This is a genomic window from Bacillus sp. S/N-304-OC-R1 (genome assembly GCF_019749375.1).
In the GTDB taxonomy this organism is placed as follows: domain Bacteria; phylum Bacillota; class Bacilli; order Bacillales; family Cytobacillaceae; genus Cytobacillus.
In genome coordinates this window covers 21,355-39,055 of sequence record NZ_JACWFE010000017.1, presented here as the reverse complement: position 1 = coordinate 39,055, position 17,701 = coordinate 21,355, and the positions used below count along the sequence as shown (strand labels likewise).

General features: G+C 36.9%; 22 protein-coding genes. 14 read left to right on the top strand and 8 right to left on the bottom strand.

Annotated elements, in window-relative coordinates:
- Positions 1-11: 11 nt before the first annotated feature.
- The 8 genes from H0173_RS14520 to fumC all read left to right on the top strand — a co-directional run bounded on the left by H0173_RS14520 (position 12) and on the right by fumC (position 6,122).
- Complete coding sequence (locus H0173_RS14520) at positions 12-473, top strand: helix-turn-helix transcriptional regulator (RefSeq protein WP_221847252.1); 462 nt, start codon at positions 12-14, stop codon at positions 471-473.
- 148 nt (positions 474-621) lie between these two features.
- Positions 622-2,667, top strand: a complete 2,046-nt coding sequence (locus tag H0173_RS14515; protein ID WP_221847251.1) for a transglycosylase domain-containing protein — start codon at positions 622-624, stop codon at positions 2,665-2,667.
- A gap of 181 nt (positions 2,668-2,848) precedes the next feature.
- Positions 2,849-3,373: an RNA polymerase sigma factor SigY gene (gene sigY, locus H0173_RS14510; protein ID WP_221847250.1), complete on the top strand. Its 525-nt coding sequence runs from the start codon at positions 2,849-2,851 to the stop codon at positions 3,371-3,373.
- The gene (locus H0173_RS14505; RefSeq protein ID WP_221847249.1) at positions 3,366-3,713 is read left to right on the top strand and encodes a YxlC family protein; all 348 of its coding nucleotides are present in this window, start codon (positions 3,366-3,368) and stop codon (positions 3,711-3,713) included. Before sigY ends, H0173_RS14505 begins: the two co-directional genes overlap by 8 nt.
- On the top strand, positions 3,710-3,916 hold the full coding sequence (locus tag H0173_RS14500) for a sigma-Y antisigma factor component (protein ID WP_221847248.1): 207 nt from the start codon (positions 3,710-3,712) through the stop codon (positions 3,914-3,916). Before H0173_RS14505 ends, H0173_RS14500 begins: the two co-directional genes overlap by 4 nt.
- A 14-nt stretch (positions 3,917-3,930) precedes the next feature.
- Positions 3,931-4,134 (top strand): hypothetical protein, encoded by a 204-nt coding sequence (locus H0173_RS14495; RefSeq protein ID WP_221847247.1) that lies wholly within the window; start codon positions 3,931-3,933, stop codon positions 4,132-4,134.
- Positions 4,115-4,429 (top strand): YbjQ family protein, encoded by a 315-nt coding sequence (locus H0173_RS14490; protein WP_221847246.1) that lies wholly within the window; start codon positions 4,115-4,117, stop codon positions 4,427-4,429. The genes H0173_RS14495 and H0173_RS14490 overlap by 20 nt, the downstream gene beginning before the upstream one ends.
- Before the next feature lie 310 nt (positions 4,430-4,739).
- Complete coding sequence (fumC, locus tag H0173_RS14485) at positions 4,740-6,122, top strand: class II fumarate hydratase (protein WP_221847245.1); 1,383 nt, start codon at positions 4,740-4,742, stop codon at positions 6,120-6,122.
- 72 nt (positions 6,123-6,194) lie between these two features.
- Here the strand turns inward: fumC and H0173_RS14480 are convergent, their stop codons facing one another.
- Positions 6,195-6,413 (bottom strand): alpha/beta-type small acid-soluble spore protein, encoded by a 219-nt coding sequence (locus tag H0173_RS14480; RefSeq protein ID WP_221847244.1) that lies wholly within the window; start codon positions 6,411-6,413, stop codon positions 6,195-6,197.
- A gap of 279 nt (positions 6,414-6,692) precedes the next feature.
- On the opposite strand from H0173_RS14480, the gene H0173_RS14475 reads away from it, so the two are divergent.
- Positions 6,693-6,935, top strand: a complete 243-nt coding sequence (locus H0173_RS14475) for a hypothetical protein (RefSeq protein WP_221847243.1) — start codon at positions 6,693-6,695, stop codon at positions 6,933-6,935.
- 52 nt (positions 6,936-6,987) lie between these two features.
- Here H0173_RS14475 and H0173_RS14470 read toward each other — a convergent pair whose 3' ends face one another.
- On the bottom strand, positions 6,988-7,170 hold the full coding sequence (locus H0173_RS14470; RefSeq protein ID WP_221847242.1) for a hypothetical protein: 183 nt from the start codon (positions 7,168-7,170) through the stop codon (positions 6,988-6,990).
- 62 nt (positions 7,171-7,232) lie between these two features.
- Positions 7,233-7,445: a YheE family protein gene (locus tag H0173_RS14465; protein ID WP_221847241.1), complete on the bottom strand. Its 213-nt coding sequence runs from the start codon at positions 7,443-7,445 to the stop codon at positions 7,233-7,235.
- 138 nt (positions 7,446-7,583) lie between these two features.
- Between H0173_RS14465 and H0173_RS22360 the strand changes: the two genes are divergently transcribed.
- On the top strand, positions 7,584-7,709 hold the full coding sequence (locus H0173_RS22360; protein WP_260631196.1) for a hypothetical protein: 126 nt from the start codon (positions 7,584-7,586) through the stop codon (positions 7,707-7,709).
- Between the two features lie 22 nt (positions 7,710-7,731).
- Here the strand turns inward: H0173_RS22360 and H0173_RS14460 are convergent, their stop codons facing one another.
- Genes H0173_RS14460 through H0173_RS14445 form a run of 4 tightly spaced genes read right to left on the bottom strand, consistent with a single transcriptional unit; the run spans position 7,732 to position 12,748 of the window.
- On the bottom strand, positions 7,732-8,907 hold the full coding sequence (locus H0173_RS14460) for a YheC/YheD family endospore coat-associated protein (RefSeq protein ID WP_221847240.1): 1,176 nt from the start codon (positions 8,905-8,907) through the stop codon (positions 7,732-7,734).
- The gene (locus tag H0173_RS14455) at positions 8,904-10,262 is read right to left on the bottom strand and encodes a YheC/YheD family endospore coat-associated protein (RefSeq protein ID WP_221847239.1); all 1,359 of its coding nucleotides are present in this window, start codon (positions 10,260-10,262) and stop codon (positions 8,904-8,906) included. Before H0173_RS14455 ends, H0173_RS14460 begins: the two co-directional genes overlap by 4 nt.
- Complete coding sequence (locus H0173_RS14450) at positions 10,240-11,331, bottom strand: YheC/YheD family endospore coat-associated protein (RefSeq protein WP_221847238.1); 1,092 nt, start codon at positions 11,329-11,331, stop codon at positions 10,240-10,242. Before H0173_RS14450 ends, H0173_RS14455 begins: the two co-directional genes overlap by 23 nt.
- A gap of 46 nt (positions 11,332-11,377) precedes the next feature.
- Complete coding sequence (locus H0173_RS14445) at positions 11,378-12,748, bottom strand: YheC/YheD family endospore coat-associated protein (protein ID WP_221847237.1); 1,371 nt, start codon at positions 12,746-12,748, stop codon at positions 11,378-11,380.
- A gap of 119 nt (positions 12,749-12,867) precedes the next feature.
- Between H0173_RS14445 and H0173_RS14440 the strand changes: the two genes are divergently transcribed.
- On the top strand, positions 12,868-14,016 hold the full coding sequence (locus H0173_RS14440; RefSeq protein ID WP_260631195.1) for a DUF445 domain-containing protein: 1,149 nt from the start codon (positions 12,868-12,870) through the stop codon (positions 14,014-14,016).
- Between the two features lie 94 nt (positions 14,017-14,110).
- Positions 14,111-14,461 carry a YlbF/YmcA family competence regulator gene (locus H0173_RS14435; RefSeq protein WP_221847236.1) on the top strand — a complete coding sequence of 117 codons (351 nt, stop codon included), beginning with the start codon at positions 14,111-14,113 and terminating at the stop codon, positions 14,459-14,461.
- 71 nt (positions 14,462-14,532) lie between these two features.
- Here H0173_RS14435 and H0173_RS14430 read toward each other — a convergent pair whose 3' ends face one another.
- Entirely contained in the window at positions 14,533-14,733 is a 201-nt protein-coding gene (locus H0173_RS14430) for an alpha/beta-type small acid-soluble spore protein (protein WP_221847235.1), read from the bottom strand.
- 188 nt (positions 14,734-14,921) lie between these two features.
- Between H0173_RS14430 and H0173_RS14425 the strand changes: the two genes are divergently transcribed.
- Both H0173_RS14425 and H0173_RS14420 read left to right on the top strand, forming a co-directional pair.
- Positions 14,922-15,788: a Cof-type HAD-IIB family hydrolase gene (locus H0173_RS14425; protein WP_221847234.1), complete on the top strand. Its 867-nt coding sequence runs from the start codon at positions 14,922-14,924 to the stop codon at positions 15,786-15,788.
- 400 nt (positions 15,789-16,188) lie between these two features.
- The gene (locus H0173_RS14420; protein ID WP_221847233.1) at positions 16,189-17,700 is read left to right on the top strand and encodes a coproporphyrinogen III oxidase; all 1,512 of its coding nucleotides are present in this window, start codon (positions 16,189-16,191) and stop codon (positions 17,698-17,700) included.
- Position 17,701 lies beyond the last annotated feature (1 nt).

Genomic DNA, 17,701 nt, shown 5'->3' with positions numbered 1-17,701 from the left:
ATGAAGGCTACTTGACTCGTGAAGAAATAATTTATAAAGTTTCAGAGAAGCTGCGTCTTATCCGTACAGAAGCAGGATATACACAGGATAAAATGGCGGAGATAGTCGGTGTTTCGAAAAAAACCCTAGTACAGATCGAGAAGGGAAGAGTAGAAGCGGGCTGGTCTACAGTTGTGACTGTTTGCGCGCTATTTAGGGAAACGGAGACGGTCCGTTTTTTATTTGGGAATGAGCCTCTGGAGGTTTTGGAAACAATTGCGAGAGAAGGCATCGATTATCGAAAAGAAAAAACAATGGGCGGAAAAATTTGGTGGAGAGAAATTGAAAAGAGAAACGGTATATTGCTGCAGCAAAATTTGATTAGCCAGCATTTTCGCATAATTGATGAGGATCATTTTCGAATTTATAGTAGCTTTGATGAAGCTTCCTCAAGAGAGAGATTTGCCGAATTAATAATGGAAAAAAGCAGTTAAATAATGTAAAAGAAGGTGCAGCTTGATCCATAGGGCTGCCCTTTTTAATATTTATAATAAATTTGACCCTCATAAATGCCATCGTCTAATCGAATCCTTTTATAAATGACATTGTGATAGACATCTTAGATTGACAATTGGAGGAATTATGAGAAAGAAACAATCTGTTTTTAATAAATTCCTAAAACTATGGAAACAGAAGCATTTGACTCAAATTGCTATATTAACTGCATCAATTGCAGCATTAGCATTTTTGGGCTTTTTTTATTATTACGCTAGCAGAGCAAATATTCAATCATTAGAAGAAGGTTTTGCACAGTCGACAGTTATTTATGATGCCAATGGAGAAATTGCCAGCAAAATTTCAGCCAATAAAGTGGAAGGGGCATCCATCTCCGAAATACCAGAACATATGAAAAAAGCTGTGATTGCGATTGAAGATCATCGTTTTTACGAGCATAACGGTGTTAATTTCAAGAGTATTGGCAGAGCGTTTTTTCGCAATATAAAAGCGGGCGGAGTAGTTGAAGGTGGCAGTACGATTACACAGCAGTTAACGAAAAATGCATTATTATCATCGGAAAAAACATATAAACGTAAAATAGAAGAGTTCTTTTTGGCAAGGGAAATTGAAAAGGAATATACAAAAGATGAAATTCTGCAAATGTACTTAAATCAAATTTATTTTGGTGAAGGTGCATGGGGCATTAAGCGTGCAGCTATGAAGTATTATGGGAAGGATGTAAAGGATTTAACGATTAGTGAGTCTGCCCTATTAGCTGGATTAATTAAAGCTCCATCTGTTATTAATCCTTACAAAAATGAAAAAGCTGCACTTGAGAGGCGTGACATTGTTCTTTCAAAAATGAAAGAATATGGTTTTATTACAGAAAAACAGTGGGAAGAAGCGAAAAACGAGCAACTTGTTTTTGATGACAAAGGCGGAGACCCTTATAAAGGCAAATACCCATATTATGTTGATTTTGTTTTAGAGGAAGGGATGAAGAAATTCGGTCTATCTCTGGATGATTTATTAACAAAAGGGTATCACATCTATACAGAGCTTGATCCTTCAATGCAAAAGGGAGTAGAAGAAACGTATCAGAACGATTCGCTGTTTCCTCCTAGTTCGGATGATCGGCTAGTTCAAAGCGGGGCGATTCTAATTGATCCGAAAGACGGAGGCGTGCGGGCTTTGGTTGGAGGAAGGGGAGAGCATACACTACTTGGCCTCAACCGTGCTGTTCATCCCGTCGGCCAGCCAGGATCGACAATGAAGCCTATTGTTCCCTATACACCTGCTCTAGAGAACGGCTGGGATATTACAGATGAATTAAAGGATGAGAAGATGAAGTTTGGCGATTATGAGCCAAATAATTATAATTTCCAATTCCGAGGTAGAGTTCCAATGTATGAAGCGGTTAAGGATTCATTAAATATTCCTGCCGTCTGGCTTTTTAATGAAATCGGCATTGAAAAGGGAATTGACTCTGCCAAGAGGTTTGGTATCCCTGAGGACGCGATTAATCACAACCTCGCTCTTGCTCTTGGCGGAACAAGTAAAGGAGTTTCTCCTCTGAATATGGCTGAAGCCTATACGGTTTTTGCCAATCACGGTGAAAAATCTGATGCTCATGCTATTGTTAAAATCGTAGATTCTCATGGAAATACTGTTGGTAAATGGGAAGATAAGAAAACTCGGGTGACTACAAAAGAGGTAACAGATAAGATTACAACGATGCTGCTTGGCGTTGTAGAGCATGGATCTGGTAAGGCCGCGCAAATTCCCGGACGAGAGATAGCAGGTAAAACGGGTTCAACTCAAGTGCCAATTGAAGGAGTTAATGGGGTAAAGGATCAATGGTTTGTCGGTTACACCCCCCAGCTCGTTGGAGCAGTATGGGTAGGATATGACCGAACAGATAAAGATCATTATTTAACAACAACTGGAGGCGTAGGAACGGCACCCATTTTCAAAGATATTATGGCGAAGGCTTTGCTAAATCAAGAGGCTGTCTCCTTTGGGGTTCCGCATATAGACTCATTCATGGAAAAGAAAAAGCGGGAGGAGCAATTTGCTCCATTCAATAAAGGCTTTTTGAAAAATAATGATAAATTGCAAAAGAAAATAGAAAAAGAAAAGAAAAAATGGGAAAAGAAAATGAAGAAACATAAAGGAAAGAAACATGATTAGAGCAAAAAACTTGGCATTAAACGCCAAGTTTTTTTTATTTTTCCATACTTTTTTGGAAAAAAAATTTATAATATGAATGAACGAATTTTATTATCAAGCGTCTTATCTATAAAGCAGCTAACTTGCTGCATCTTATAAAAGTGAAGAAGCGGGATGATATGAAGGAGAGGAACCAGATCAGATGGAGGAGAAAGAGCTCATTTTAAGCGCAAAGTCTGGAGATAAACGCGCGCTTGCCTTGCTTTTTCAAAAAAATTATCCCTTTCTAGTTAAGTATTTAATTAAAGTAACGATGAATCCAGATATAGCTGAAGAGCTAGCTCAAGAAACAATGGCTAAATGTGTAGAAAAAATTCGGTTATATCAATTCAAATCAAAGTTTTCCTCTTGGCTGATTTCAATTGCTACTAATCTTTACATTGATCAGCAGCGAAGAAAGAAAAGAGAAAAAGCTTGGCAGCAAGAAGAGGGGCAATATCGGAAGTTGAAGTGGCATCTGGAGTCAAGGAATGAGGAATGGAACGATGCTCTATCTGCTTTAGGTAAATTATCAGATGATGTAAGGGTTCCTATCATTTTAAGGCATTATTATGGATATTCTTATGATGAGATTGGAGAGTTGCTGAAAATTTCCGCTGGTACGGTAAAGTCAAGAGTTCATAATGGAATCATGGCTGTCAGGAAGGAGCTGAAATTAAATGACTAATGAGAAAGACATAATAGATGATCAGGAATTAGATGAAGAATTTTTATTTACTATGAAGGAAATCCAGAGAGGTTTAGATACAGTTGATCAAGGTATTAATATGAATTCCCCAAATATAGAATGGTTTGAGAATTTAGTTGAGGAAGAAAAGCAAAAATTAAAAAAGAAACTTATTTTTGATGTATCCCTTTTTGCGATTGTAGCACTGCTTATTTTGAGTGGAATTCTCTTTGCTCTTTACAGTGTTCCAATGGTTTTCGTTGCGGTACAAGGGCTGGCTATTATCTTTATCATTGCACATGTATCTGTTCAGCATTTTAAAAAGGTGAAGGAAACATGAATGAAGAAATTTCAGTCCCAATACTTGTTTTAGTCGCAGTTATATTAATTAGTCAAAGTACCTTTCTGTTTATTAACGCGAGAAAACACGGCCATAACTACTGGCTATGGGGAATTCTTGGTTTAATACAGGCTCCTTCTCCTACTATTTTTTACCTTATTTTTGTGAGGAAAATATGGAAAAAGAAAAAAACAAAACATTAGGGGAATGATGATGTTTGGGAAATATTAAGCAATTCCTTCTTTTGCTCACTGTTATTAGTCAATTGCTTGGAATCGTAATGCTGTTCATAAATATTAAAATGGCGATATTGATATATGTTATTTATGGTGTTCTATTTATCATTATTATTATTATCTTAATAAATGAGAGACAGAAAGATAAAGAGGAGGAAAATAGAGATGATTATCGTAACTATTGATTCAGTGCCTGGAAAAGAAATTAAAGAATTAAAAGGATTTGTCCGTGGAGGCTGCATTCAGTCAAAACACATTGGTAAGGATATAATGGCTGGATTACGGACAATTGTCGGCGGAGAAATCAGTGAGTATACAGAAATGATGGATGAAGCAAGACAAAAGGCTATTGGCAGAATGGTCGATGATGCAAAATCAAAGGGTGCTAATGCAATTATTGGCATGAAACTTCAGTCATCTGCTGTTATGCAAAATGCATCGGAGATCATTGCTTATGGAACGGCTGTAATCGTGGAATAACCTATAAAAAGTTCAAAAATATGTCACTTTGTTGTCACGAATTGTTACTAACTCATAATAATCCTCTCCCTTTTTCTATGCTAATTTAAAAGTATAAACAGTTTTAGGGGGATGTAGGGATGGAACAGCTTTCAATTACATTAGTTATTGCGAGTATTATGGTATTAGGATATTTTATAGGTTATACGGTAGTAAAACACTAAAAACTGCTTGCTCATGCAAGTGGTTTTTTTTTGACCATAAAAGCTCGAAAATAGGGAATAGATTATAATGATGTATTTTTTATTTTGAAAAATGGAGGACGAAAGTGATGACCAATTTTCGGATTGAAAGAGATACACTTGGTGAAGTGAAGGTTCCAGCTGAAAAATATTGGGGAGCGCAGACGCAAAGAAGTAAAGAAAATTTCAAAATCGGGATTGAAAAAATGCCGATGGAGTTAATCTATGCATTTGCCAAAATAAAAAATGCGGCTGCGATCGTCAATAATCGGCTGGGAAAACTGTCCGATGAAAAAAAACAGGCAATTGTCCAGGCTGCAGATGAAATGACTCAAGGAAAATTTGATGAACATTTTCCACTAGTTGTATGGCAAACAGGAAGTGGTACTCAAACAAATATGAACGTTAATGAAGTGGTGGCAAGAAGAGCAAATGAATTACTCGGAACAACTGGTGAGCCTACTGTGAAAATACATCCGAATGACGATGTTAATATGTCACAAAGCTCGAATGACACGTTCCCAACTGCAATGCATATCGCAGCATATATTGAATTGGCTGAAAAGCTGCTTCCCGCACTTCGCAGTTTGAAAAAGACGATTAACGAAAAAGAAAAGGCATTCTCATCAATTGTTAAAATTGGAAGAACTCATTTGCAGGATGCAACGCCATTAACTCTAGGACAGGAAATAAGCGGATGGCGTGCGATGCTTGATAAAAACGAGAAAATGATCTCAGAAGCAATAGATCATTTACTAGATCTCGCTATTGGCGGAACTGCAGTTGGTACAGGGATAAATGCAGATAAATCATTTGGGGATGAGGTTGCTGGTGAAATATCGAAACTAACTGGACATTCATTTCGTTCATCAGCGAATAAATTCCATGCTTTAACGAGCCATGATGAGATTGTCCATGTTCATGGAGCATTGAAGGCATTGGCAGCTGATCTGATGAAGATTGCCAATGATGTCAGATGGCTTGCAAGCGGTCCAAGAAGCGGAATCGGCGAGTTAACGATCCCTGCCAATGAGCCCGGAAGCTCAATTATGCCAGGAAAAGTAAACCCAACGCAAAGTGAAGCACTGACGATGATCGCTTGTCAGGTATTTGGGAATGATGCCACGATTGGATTTGCAGCAAGTCAAGGTAATTTTGAATTAAACGTTTTTAAGCCGGTAATTATTTTTAACTTAATCCAAAGTATTCGCCTTCTTTCAGATGGCATGAATTCGTTTAATGAAAATTGCATGTCAGGATTAGAGGCAAACAAAGAGGTCATTTCTGAGCATGTAAATCGATCATTAATGCTTGTTACCGCTTTAAACCCTCATATTGGCTATGAAAAAGCAGCAGAAATTGCCAAACTCGCGTTTAATGAAAATAGCACCCTTAAAGATGCTGCACTAAAAACAGGTTATTTAACAAGCGATCAATTTGATGAGTGGGTTGATCCATCCAAAATGGTTTAGGGTTAAACAATGAAAAAGCCCCCCTAAACAGGGGGGCTTAAAGCCATCATATTAAATTGTTTTTAACAAATATTATTGTTGATAACCGCCAAGCTGTTGTTCAGCCATTTGAACAAGGCGCTTTGTAATTTCTCCTCCAACAGAACCGTTAGCACGAGATGTAGTATCTGGACCTAAGTTTACGCCAAATTCGTTTGCAATTTCATACTTCATTTGGTCAAGAGCTTGTGCTACTCCAGGTACTAGTAATTGGTTTGAGGAATTGCTTCTGCTTGATGTGTTGTTGTTCATATTGTTTCATCTCCTCATAAATTTTTTTAGTATGGTTGGGTTAGCCGGAGTTGCACCGACACAAGATTTAACTTGTTACCTCTAACTGGTCTAACCCATCGGTTAGTGGGAAAGTTGAATGTGTGTCGCGGTGTTTACTCTATATTATGGAGATTTTCTCAAGGCTTATTCGATTTTTATAGTGGAAATTGTTTCCTGTCAATCGTCACATAACTAGAAAAGGATTTAGGTACGATAAGAAGAGGAATAATAATAAGAGAATGGAGCGAGGGTCAAGGAATGGCTGTTTGTCCAATCTGCAATGGCTTTGAAGAGATCAATGAAAATTGTTCAGCTTGCGGCGGTTCTATATACGATCAGGGTAGAATTATGGATTACTATGATGATTATAGTGCATATATGCCTATTGATCTGATGAAAATGGAGAATGGCTATGGGGCTGATTACGCTAATAAAGAGTGTCCGCACCTATTGAAATGCTCAGTATGTGGCCATAATGAAGTGAAGTTTATTAAAGAATAGTCAACGTAAACAGAAAAGCACTTGCTCTAATTTTGAGAGCAAGTGCTTTTTCTCAATTATCGTTTGGAGGGGATTCTTCATGAAGGTCTCTAGCCTCTTCGATATTAGCCGAATCCTCTCTCATATGGACAGAACCGCCAGACAAACCTTCATTAATAATACGATCAACATCTAAAAATACTTTGTCTTTTCCTTCATAGTGGGAGTCTTCTTTAAATTTATACTTATCAGTCATGGATTTTGCCTCCTTTGTTTATCACAAGCTTTATTTTTCCAAAGAAAGGTGAAAACATACCATCATTGATCATAAACGTGGAAGAGCATTAATTCATGAATTTGCTCCATAAGCATCATTTCATCTTCCCTGTATGGAGCAGTTGATGTCCATTCAATTTTTCCATTTTGATGATAAATGCCGTTGAACTTTTGCTTGTTGTAGTAAAAGGAAATTTTCCATCCAGGCAATTGTTTATTTTCATATAAAGGCTTGTACTGAAAATGTGTTAACATATCACTGCCTCCTTTCCTACATCTTACACCTTCATGTTTAACAAATAAATTAAAACTCACTAATTTTCCAGTGTATTTCTTTGACATGAAGGGAAGAAGAAGTATGTACACATATTTCAATAAGGGAGGAATGCTCTTATGAGTAGAAATACTTTTGCATTAACAACTTTAGCACTAGGAGCTGCCTATTTATTACGAAACGACAAATCCCGCCAAAAGTTAAAAGAACAATTCCGTTCTTTAGCTAGTCCAGCCAAAAGATAAATAAAAGGGGGCATTTGCCCCTTTAATTATATCCTGCAAGTTCCATGAAAAGGTTTGCTAATGCTGGAAAACGTTTCTTTTCTATTTCCTGTTCATCGAATTGCATTGGCTTTGAATTAATTTCATAAATGACATATTTTCCAGTTTCAGTTAACCCTGCATCAATAGAAAACTCTCCAAAAAATCCTAATTGTTTTGATAGCAGCTTTCCAGCTTTCTTTGCCAAATTAGTTATAAATTGATCATGTTCTGTCGTTTGTAAGTGTTCGTAAGGTATCATTTTTCCACCATTTGGTATATGGGTAGTAATATCTTGTTCCTCTGATTGACGAATGCCAATTCCAGTTATTGTATACCGATTTTTACAATAATGAACGAGAATTCGAAAATCAAATCGTTTTCCCTTGTACAAAATCGGTTTTATCTCTTTTTGAGCAATATAGGATTTTTTTAATAGAATTTGGCTCCATTTCATCCAAAAATGATGAAAACTTTCATGTACTGAGGAGTTTTCAAGTCCATTCATACTAATAGTTTGATCAAGATTTAGATGAACACAGTAGATGCCCTTTCCTTTTGATCCTAAGGCTGGTTTTAAATATAACTTCCGATGCTTATACAGAAACTCTTGAAAAGAAGCCTTCCCATTAATGAGCATTGTTTCGGGAATGAGCTCCTGAAAATAAGGGTCTCGTGATAAGATCTGGTATAATTCGTATTTATCAAGAAAACATGTATTAAAAAAGGGGATATCATTATTTTTAAAAAACTGATGAACATCCTTAAAAGCTTTTGATTTTTCTAGTCTGCGAAACGGCACTCGATTATAAATAACATGAGGCAAAGGACAAATGACCGGGTACCATTTATCTCTCTCAGGCTGGTAAAGGAAGCCTTCAATTACATCATCTTTAATATTTTGCGGAGTGAAGACAACGGATAACCCGCCGCTTTTCATAATTTCTTTTTGAAGCTCTTTAAAAAGTCGGCCATTTCCAGTTACTTTATTATCTTTTTTTCTTCCAGTTAATATGCCAATTAACGTAATATCCTTTTTTCCCTCTATATGAAACGTAATACTTTTTGACGGCGAAAAACCAATGTTTTTTATAGGCTGCTTCCTTTTTCCAAAAGTAACCGAATCTATTGAAGATGTGGTTAACCATTCTTTTTGTTCTAAATCATAGATAATTTTCATCCAAAAACTTCCTCTGGTTTGATTATAGCCCTTTCAGCTAAAAAAACAGCAAAGGATAAGGAAAGTTTTCTTGTTAGAAAATCAAATTCCTTCATTTGGGGATGTTTGAAAATCGATCGTCCTGGTTTGGAATTAGCTTCGAACAACCAAACATTGCCTTTCCTGTCAATACCGAGATCAAAGCCTATTTCACCTATGATTCCTTCCATATTTTCTTCTAATGCCTTACTTAATAGCAGAGCCGCATTTGATAATTTTTCGGTGACTTGCTTTTCCTCTTCCTCAGAAGGAAACACTTCCGCAATCGTTTTAATTACGCCGCCGCTTCTCACATGAGTGGTAACACTTCCAGCACCAGCTACCTTAGCGGCAATTGCTGTAACAACCCATTCACCATGATTATTTTTATTCGTATGAATTCGAAAATCGATTGGGCGCTGATCTATTCGAAGAAGATGGATGCCTTGCTGAACGAGCATCCGATTTAATCGTTTTCCTGCAAAAACTTGCTTCATTAATCCTTCAAGGGTGTTAAATTTCAGCAGCTTATTTTCTCCTTGATGATTGCGATAACGGCAATAATAATAGCTATCTGACTTTTCGTATAGGATTTGATGAATTCCTAGCCCAAGGCTCCCATGTATCGGTTTCATATAGACATGCCCATATTCACTAAGCATTCTTTCAATTTCTGAAAAAGATAGAAAAGGCAAAGTTTCGGGCAAAAATTTAGCAATCCGATCATCCTGAATAAGCCGATCGTAAATATCTAATTTATTAAAGAAACCAGGATTATACCAAGGTATTAAATATTCTGATTGCAGACGTTCTTTAATATTTTTTTGCTCAGCTTTTCTTTCGCTTTTTCGGTTTGGGAGTCTATCATATACGACGTTTGGAAAAGGAATCTCAAAGTTTTTCCAGCCTCCATCATAAAATAATCCATTTATCGTTCCTAGATCCCAATTAATATGCTGCTCCCCGAATACGAAAGGAATGGCACCGACTGATTTTTTTACGGAAAGCAGCTTTGCAAAAAATAGGCTTCGTTCCCCAATCGGCCGCATCTGGAAGGGAGTAAATCCCGATGTGAATATTCCAACAAGCGGCCCGATATACAGCGATTCCTGATCACTAAAAATATGAAGAGGCACCTTTAAATCAGGAAATTTCAGCTTATCTGCTACATCATGGCTCAGACTGATTAATGGTTTTTCGTGAATTTCGATTGAAGCCTCAATAGATTGAGATCCAAAAGCGACTTTGGATAATGGCGTTTCTAGATTTGCTGCCGCTGGAATATAGACTTTTTGGGAGAGATCATGAAGAATTTCAACTTGATAATGTTGTCTCATTTTTCTTTCTCCTTTCAAAATCTAATCGTTTACCGTAAAGAAGTGGGGAAGAATATAAATAATCTTCAAGAAAAGGATTAATCGTTAAAGCTACCTTTCGTCCGGGTTTTGAGTTGACATCAAGTATCCAGATAGATAAATCCTCGCTTACCCCGAGATCAACGCCTATTTCAAATAGCGGCGGGAAATGCTTTTCTAAAATTTGCGGTAAAGAGCGGAGAATTTCGTTCATTTCATTCCTTAAATAATCTCTTTTTGCCGATGGATAAGCTGCTAACCAATCCTGGAAGGGAGAAATTGTTCCGCCGGCACTAATATTCGAAACGATCCCTTTATCCTTGCCGGTTCGTATCCCTTTTGCAACTTCCTTCCAGTCGCCGTTTTCATCCTTTTGGAGAAGGACTCTTATATCAAAAGGCTGGTTTTTTTTATTTGTTAGTTTTTTGTATTCCTGGATTAGATAATCTCTGTCTTTAATCAGGTAATTGATTAAGGAAATTGCTTTTTCTTTATAGGCAAATGTTCGTGTGACAGTTTTATTTTGTTTATCTGTTTGAACAATAATTTCATTATTATGCTTCTCTAAATAATAGACCCCTCTTCCTTGTGAGCCGTTTACTGGTTTTATGATAAAAGGCTTATTGGAGTTTAGCTCATCTATGACACTCTCTCCTGAGGAAACAAGGGATGATTTTAGTACGTAAGGGGATAGTTCTGAATCGGCCAGCTTATTGTAAAGCTCCATTTTATTAGGAAGTCCATACCCTAAAAAGATTAAATCCTCCTTCGTCTTTAGCCACTTAACTATAGCTTTACATTGTTGTGAATGAGGATCCTCTTTATAGAAACACCGATCGTAGAGGATCTTAGGAAGTGGAAATTCACTAGTTTCCCATTCATTTGTCTGGGGATTAAAGTAATCTCCTTTTACATTTTCAGTCATTGGATTAATATTTGAGGGAACAAATCGATAACATGCCATTTCATGTAAATGCGCTCTTTTCGCTATTTCATGAAAATACATTTGTTCGCTAGTTGTTTGCAGTGCCATTAGTCCAAATGAAAGCATCGTTTTACCTCCTTAAAGTAAGACATTGCTCTAAAGGAGCGGTTTTTTATTTTTTCTTGGAGAACGCTAAATAGGTGCAGTATTGTAATAAAGCCTTAGAGGAGGGGCGAATTTTATTCGTATGTTCCTCAAAGTTTTTCGAAGGTTTAGCATTGACTTCAATAATCCAGAGCTTTTCATTATCATCTACCCCGATATCAATTCCTAGCTCGCCAATTAATCCATCCATCCTTTGACTAATAATAGATGACGTTTCCACAGCAAGCTCTTTCATAAGAGCGAGCTGCTGAATAGCTGTTTTTCGGCTAGAGAGATTAGAAAGTACATGAATAGGCTTCATTATCTCTCCGCCTCTCGCAATATTAGAAACAAACTGGTCTTCAGCAGAGATTCTGGCAACAGCTGAGGTTGCCATCCAAGAATTATGCAAATTTCGATGGCAAAGGATGCGGAAGTCAAGCTGATTATTTTTGTATTTCACTAAAGGTACCCCTTGCTGAGCAATATAGGTTCTTTTTTTTAGAAAAGGAGAGATCCATTTGGAGAATTGATCGAATGAATTGAAATTATGAATGTGTTCATTTTTTCTGGCGGTAGACAGTTCTGCTTGGATTACATGATTGGATCGAGAAACCTTAATTATATTTCTCCCTTGACTCCCGTGAACTGGTTTTATATAAATGGAATCATATTGGTTCATCAAATCTTCTATCGTCTTCTCTGATGCAGAAACCGTTTTTGGGAGGTAGAGGTGTAAATATTCTTCAGCAGCTAATAGGTTGTGGACGATATCTTTAGAGAGAAATTGATCATTAAATATAGGAATATTGTTCTCAAACATATTAGCTTTGAATTTTTGAAAAGATATACTTGCCTCGAGTTTTCGTGAATGGATACGATTGTATATCACATCAGGCAATGGGGCACTGAATTTAATCCAGTTATCATGATCGAAGTAATATCCATTTATCGTCCCATCAGAGTAGTCCATAAATGAGAAAACATAGAAAAAGCCGCCTATTTGTGAGATTACATCATGCATCTCTTTGCAAAAGCTGTGTATTGAGCGAAAATGAGGTTGTGTATTTTCTAAATATTCGATTTCAGTCAGAAGTCCAATAATAGGCCCGAATGTAATGCGATGTTCTTTATGTGAAAAACTAGTGATTAAACGCGTTTCTTTTGCAGGAAGCTCTAGTTCCTCGAAAATGGACTCACTGATAAATATTTCTTCTTTAGAAATATGCGCTGCCTCAATATTGGCTATTATTTGTTTTTTGCCTGCCACCAGAACTACAGGTTTTGCAGTATTCAGCCTCCAATATTGAATAAGGGGATGGCTAATTTTTATCGTATTGTCCGTTTTTTGAAACACTTTCGCTGGAACAATCGTAATAGGTATTAATGATAAAGTCATGATCATTCCTCATTTATTAAAGATTATAATGCATTAATAATGAAAAAATAGGCAAAAGCTGATAAAGTATCGTATGTAAAAAAGGTTAAATTGGTGCGCAAGTCCAGAATGGAAGAGAGATGTTTATTCATATGCAAATTTTACTAACAATTTTATTAATGATCACAATTGGAGCTATAATTGGAGGGTTTACAAACTTTCTTGCTATAAAAATGCTCTTCAGACCTTATCGAACACTATATATTGGAAAATGGAGAGTTCCATTTACACCAGGCTTAATTCCGAAACGAAGGGATGAGCTAGCAGAACAAATGGGGAAAATGGTTGTTAACCATCTGCTAACACCAGAAAGTATTCAGCGGAAATTTCTAAATGAAAGCTTTCAAAAGGAAATGACGAATGTTGTGCAAAATGAATTGGGTAATTTCTTACAATCAGAGAAAACTCCTGCACAATTATTAGATACTCTTGGAATAGAAAATCTCCAAAATAAATCAGAACAACGATTAAATGACATCATAGAAAAAAAATATGAAGGGCTGATGGAGAATTATCGTCATAAACCTTTAAAAAATATTATTCCAGAGCCTATGATAGAAAAGGTTAATGGAAAAATCCCTGAAGTAAGTAAGTTTATCCTTCAAAAAGGAATTGATTATTTTTCAAGCTTTGAAGGATATACGAGAATCCAGAAAATGGCCGATGACTTCTTAAAGGAAAGAAGCGGTGTTCTTGGAAGCATGATGCAAATGTTTATGGGCAATATCAATATTGCCGAAAAAATTCAGCCAGAAATTATTAAATTCCTAAAAAATGAGGGAACTGCCGATATTATTACTTCTCTTCTAAGTAAAGAATGGGAAAAGATTTTAGAGTGGGAAGGTGCAAAAATTGAAGAGTTTATTAATCAAGAAGCTTTTCTCACTTTTTTGAAAGAAAAAATTCACGACATATTAAAACTGGACCAACTATTCCAAGCTCCACTTTCTAAATTGAGTGAACCTTTCCGTAAAAATATAATTGAAAGCATTGTGCCAAAGAGTATTGAGCTTTTCGGAGAATGGTTATCAAGCCGCGTAAATATGCTAATGGAAAGACTTCGTCTGCAGGAAATTGTTCAGGAACAAGTGGAGACTTTTTCTGTTGAAAGACTGGAAGAAATGGTGTTATCCATAACAAAGAGTGAATTAAAAATGATTACTTATTTAGGGGCATTGCTTGGAGGTCTAATCGGGCTATTTCAAGGAATTATCGCGGTTATTCTCTAGCGTAAGTGAAATATTTTTTCAAACACGCCTCGCATTGGATTGCATAGTTTGATATAGTGAAGTGATTACCCAAATAGGGAGGAGTATATGAACTATGCCAGTAAACTTATATGATGCTGCCTATGAATTAGAAAAAGCTGTTAGACAAAGCAGTGAATACAGTACTTTGAAGCAAGCGTATGCTGAAGTGAATGCGGATCCAACTGCAAAAGCAATGTTTGAAAACTTCCGTCACATTCAAATGCAGCTTCAGCAAAAACAAATGATGGGGCAAGAAATTACTCAAGCTGAAGTTCAGCAGGCGCAACAAACTGTAGCACAAGTACAGCAAAACGCCAAAATTGCGAAGCTAATGGAAGCCGAACAAAGAATGAGCATGATCATAGCAGAGCTGAATAAAATTATTATGAAGCCGCTTGAGGAGTTATATGGACCTTTAGGCTAAATTGATACGTATATATGGGAAAACCGCTCCGATGATTGAGAGCGGTTTTCCTATATAAACTTTAGTTTTCTTTAAAATCTTCCGCCAAGCTGCTGCTCAGCCATTTGCACAAGGCGCTTCGTAATTTCTCCACCAACTGAACCATTTGCTCTTGAAGATGTTTCTGGGCCAAGGTTTACACCGAATTCTGTTGCGATTTCGTACTTCATTTGCTCAATTGCCTGAGACACTCCTGGTACTAAAAGCTGATTTGAATTGTTGCTTCTTGCCATGTAAATCATCTCCTTTGGTGTATTAAATATTACAATTATATTTTTTATTGGTTAAGAGAAAATTATTCAACAGAATAATTGGTAATTATTCCAAGTTGTGAAGTTTTTCCAAGGATTGTTCTATTCCTTTTTTTCTTTTCATAAAAGTGTAGTAGGACAATTTTACTCTCGCGTAAGGGGGAAATATGATGATATACAAGCTGTTGGCAATCAATATTGATGGCACTCTTCTACAATCAAATGGAAGACTTCATAAATCAACGAAAGAAGCAATTGAATATGTCCAGCAAAAAGGGATATATGTTACATTAGTTACATCCAGGAGCTTTCCATCTGCGAAAAAGGTGGCAAAGGCATTAAAGCTGGGTTCATTAATTGTTGCTCATAGTGGAGCCTATATTGCCAGCTCAAGAGATAAGCCTATTTTTGTCCGGCGGATTGCAGAGGATATTACGTATGAAATTGTTAGGCTGCTCGAAGGGTTTTCGTGCCAAATTCGCTTGGTTCATGAAAAATTTGCGCTTGCGAATAAGTCGAGGCTAAACAACAATATGCTCGCTAAAACTGTTTTTTCATCGGGTGATCCGATCTTTTACTCTCAGCAATTTGTTGATTCCTTAAGCGATACCATTCTTGATGATCCGGTCAATCCTCCAAAAATTGAAGTATATTTTGAAGATGAAACGGATTTGCAGGATGCAAAGGCAGCAATGAAAGGAATGTTTACGGAAATAGATATTCTCCAGCTGAACAATCTCCGTATGGATATTTTGCCTGCAGGTGTGTCAAAGCTTAATGGCTTATTGTATTTAGCAGATCATTTAGAAATTGCACGCAGTGAAATGGTAGTGATTGGCGACGGTATCGATGATCTTGGCATGATTGAGTCAGCAGGGCTAGGTGTTGCAATGGGAAATGCACCAGCAGAGGTAAAAAAAGCAGCTGACTGGGTAACTCGTCCAAATAATCAGCATGGTGTTACTTATATGGTAAAAGAGCATTTTAGAAAGCAGCAACCAATTGAATTTCTGCGAAAAATGAACTTATTAAAATAATTCCTTACATTGAGCGGGATCCTATTGATTCGGCTCTTTTCTGTGTCATAAAAAAATCAATGTTTTCCACTATATTGACCTTGTTTAGCCATTTCTGTACACTTAAATAAGTTCTGAATAAAGACTATTTCAGCTGCCATCCAGGCAGTTTTATAAAAAGGCTCTTTTCGTAAACTTTGTTGTTTTAAACAGGGAACCGTTCCTTTCCGCTACAGGCACTTGCTTTCCGCGGGGAGGAAGTCGAGCCTTCCTCGCCGTTCCGTCTGCGGGGTCTCGACCTTTCCTCTATTTCCCGCAGGAGTCAAGTGCCTTCCGCTCCAATCCACTCTGCGTTTCCAATGTTATTAAAAGCAACAATCTTTTAGAAAACAGACATAAATAAAAATAAAAGGTGATTGTATTGCATATTTCAGTGACAGGTTTACAAGATGAGCGGTTTCATCGTCCGCTTCAGCTCATAGCGAATTTATTTTTTGAAGAATGTAAAGTAACCCTAAATCCAGTACAAGATGTGGATCTAACAATAAATATTATTTTACAGGAAAAAGAAACGATCTCTGTTCATGCTCAATTAACAGATCAGGACGGAAATAAAAAAATAGCAGTTTATGAGACTGCCTCAATCGCAGCAGAATCAGAAAAGGAACATTTTAAACGGGTTAAATATGCAATCTCTCATGTGTATTTAAAGGTACTGCAAGATTGGACCGGCATGATTCAAAAATGGGGGATATTAACGGGAATTCGTCCAACAAAGCTTATGCACCGTCATATGCAAAATGGAACTCCGATCGATACTGCCCACAAGCAATTAAAAGAAGACTACTTAATTACGGATGAAAAAATCCAGCTCATGCAGCATATCGTTGATCGCCAGCTATCCGTTGTCCCGGATTTATACGAGCTTCAAAATGAGGTTAGTATTTATATTGGTATTCCTTTCTGCCCAACAAAATGTGCCTATTGTACATTCCCAGCCTATGCGATCAACGGGCGGCAAGGATCAGTAGATTCCTTCCTCGGCGGTCTTCACTATGAAATGAGAAAGGTAGGAGAATGGCTGAAGGAAAACAATGTTAAGATTACGACTGTTTATTTTGGTGGCGGTACACCGACAAGCATTACCGCAGAAGAAATGGATATGCTCTATGAAGAAATGTACACTTCTTTCCCAGATGTGAAAAATATCCGAGAAATTACTGTTGAAGCTGGCAGACCTGATACGATTACACCAGAGAAGCTAGAGGTGCTGAAAAAGTGGAATATTGACCGAATCAGTATTAATCCCCAGTCCTATATTCAAGAAACATTAAAAGCGATAGGCAGGCACCATACAGTTGAAGAAACAATTGAAAAATTTCATCTTGCACGAAGTATGGGAATGAATAATATTAATATGGATTTAATTATTGGGCTTCCAGGCGAAGGTGTTCCAGAATTCACACATACCCTTAACGAAACGGAGAAACTGTTGCCTGAATCGCTTACTGTTCATACATTATCATTCAAGCGTGCGTCTGAAATGACAAAGAATAAAGAGAAATACAAAGTAGCCGAACGCAGTGAAATTGAAAAAATGATGGAAATGGCTGAAAATTGGACAAAACAGCATAACTACACTCCATATTATTTATACAGACAAAAAAACATTCTTGGAAACCTTGAGAATGTTGGCTATTCACTACCTGGCCAAGACAGTATCTATAACATTATGATTATGGAAGAACAGCAGACAATTATTGGTCTAGGATGCGGAGCCGCGAGCAAATTTGTCCATCCGCAAACAGGAAAAATAACGCATTTTGCCAATCCAAAGGATCCGAAAACCTATAATGAAAGCTTCGAAAAATATACAGATGATAAATTAAAGCTTCTTAGTGAATTATTCGATAAACAACAATCCCTTGCATAAG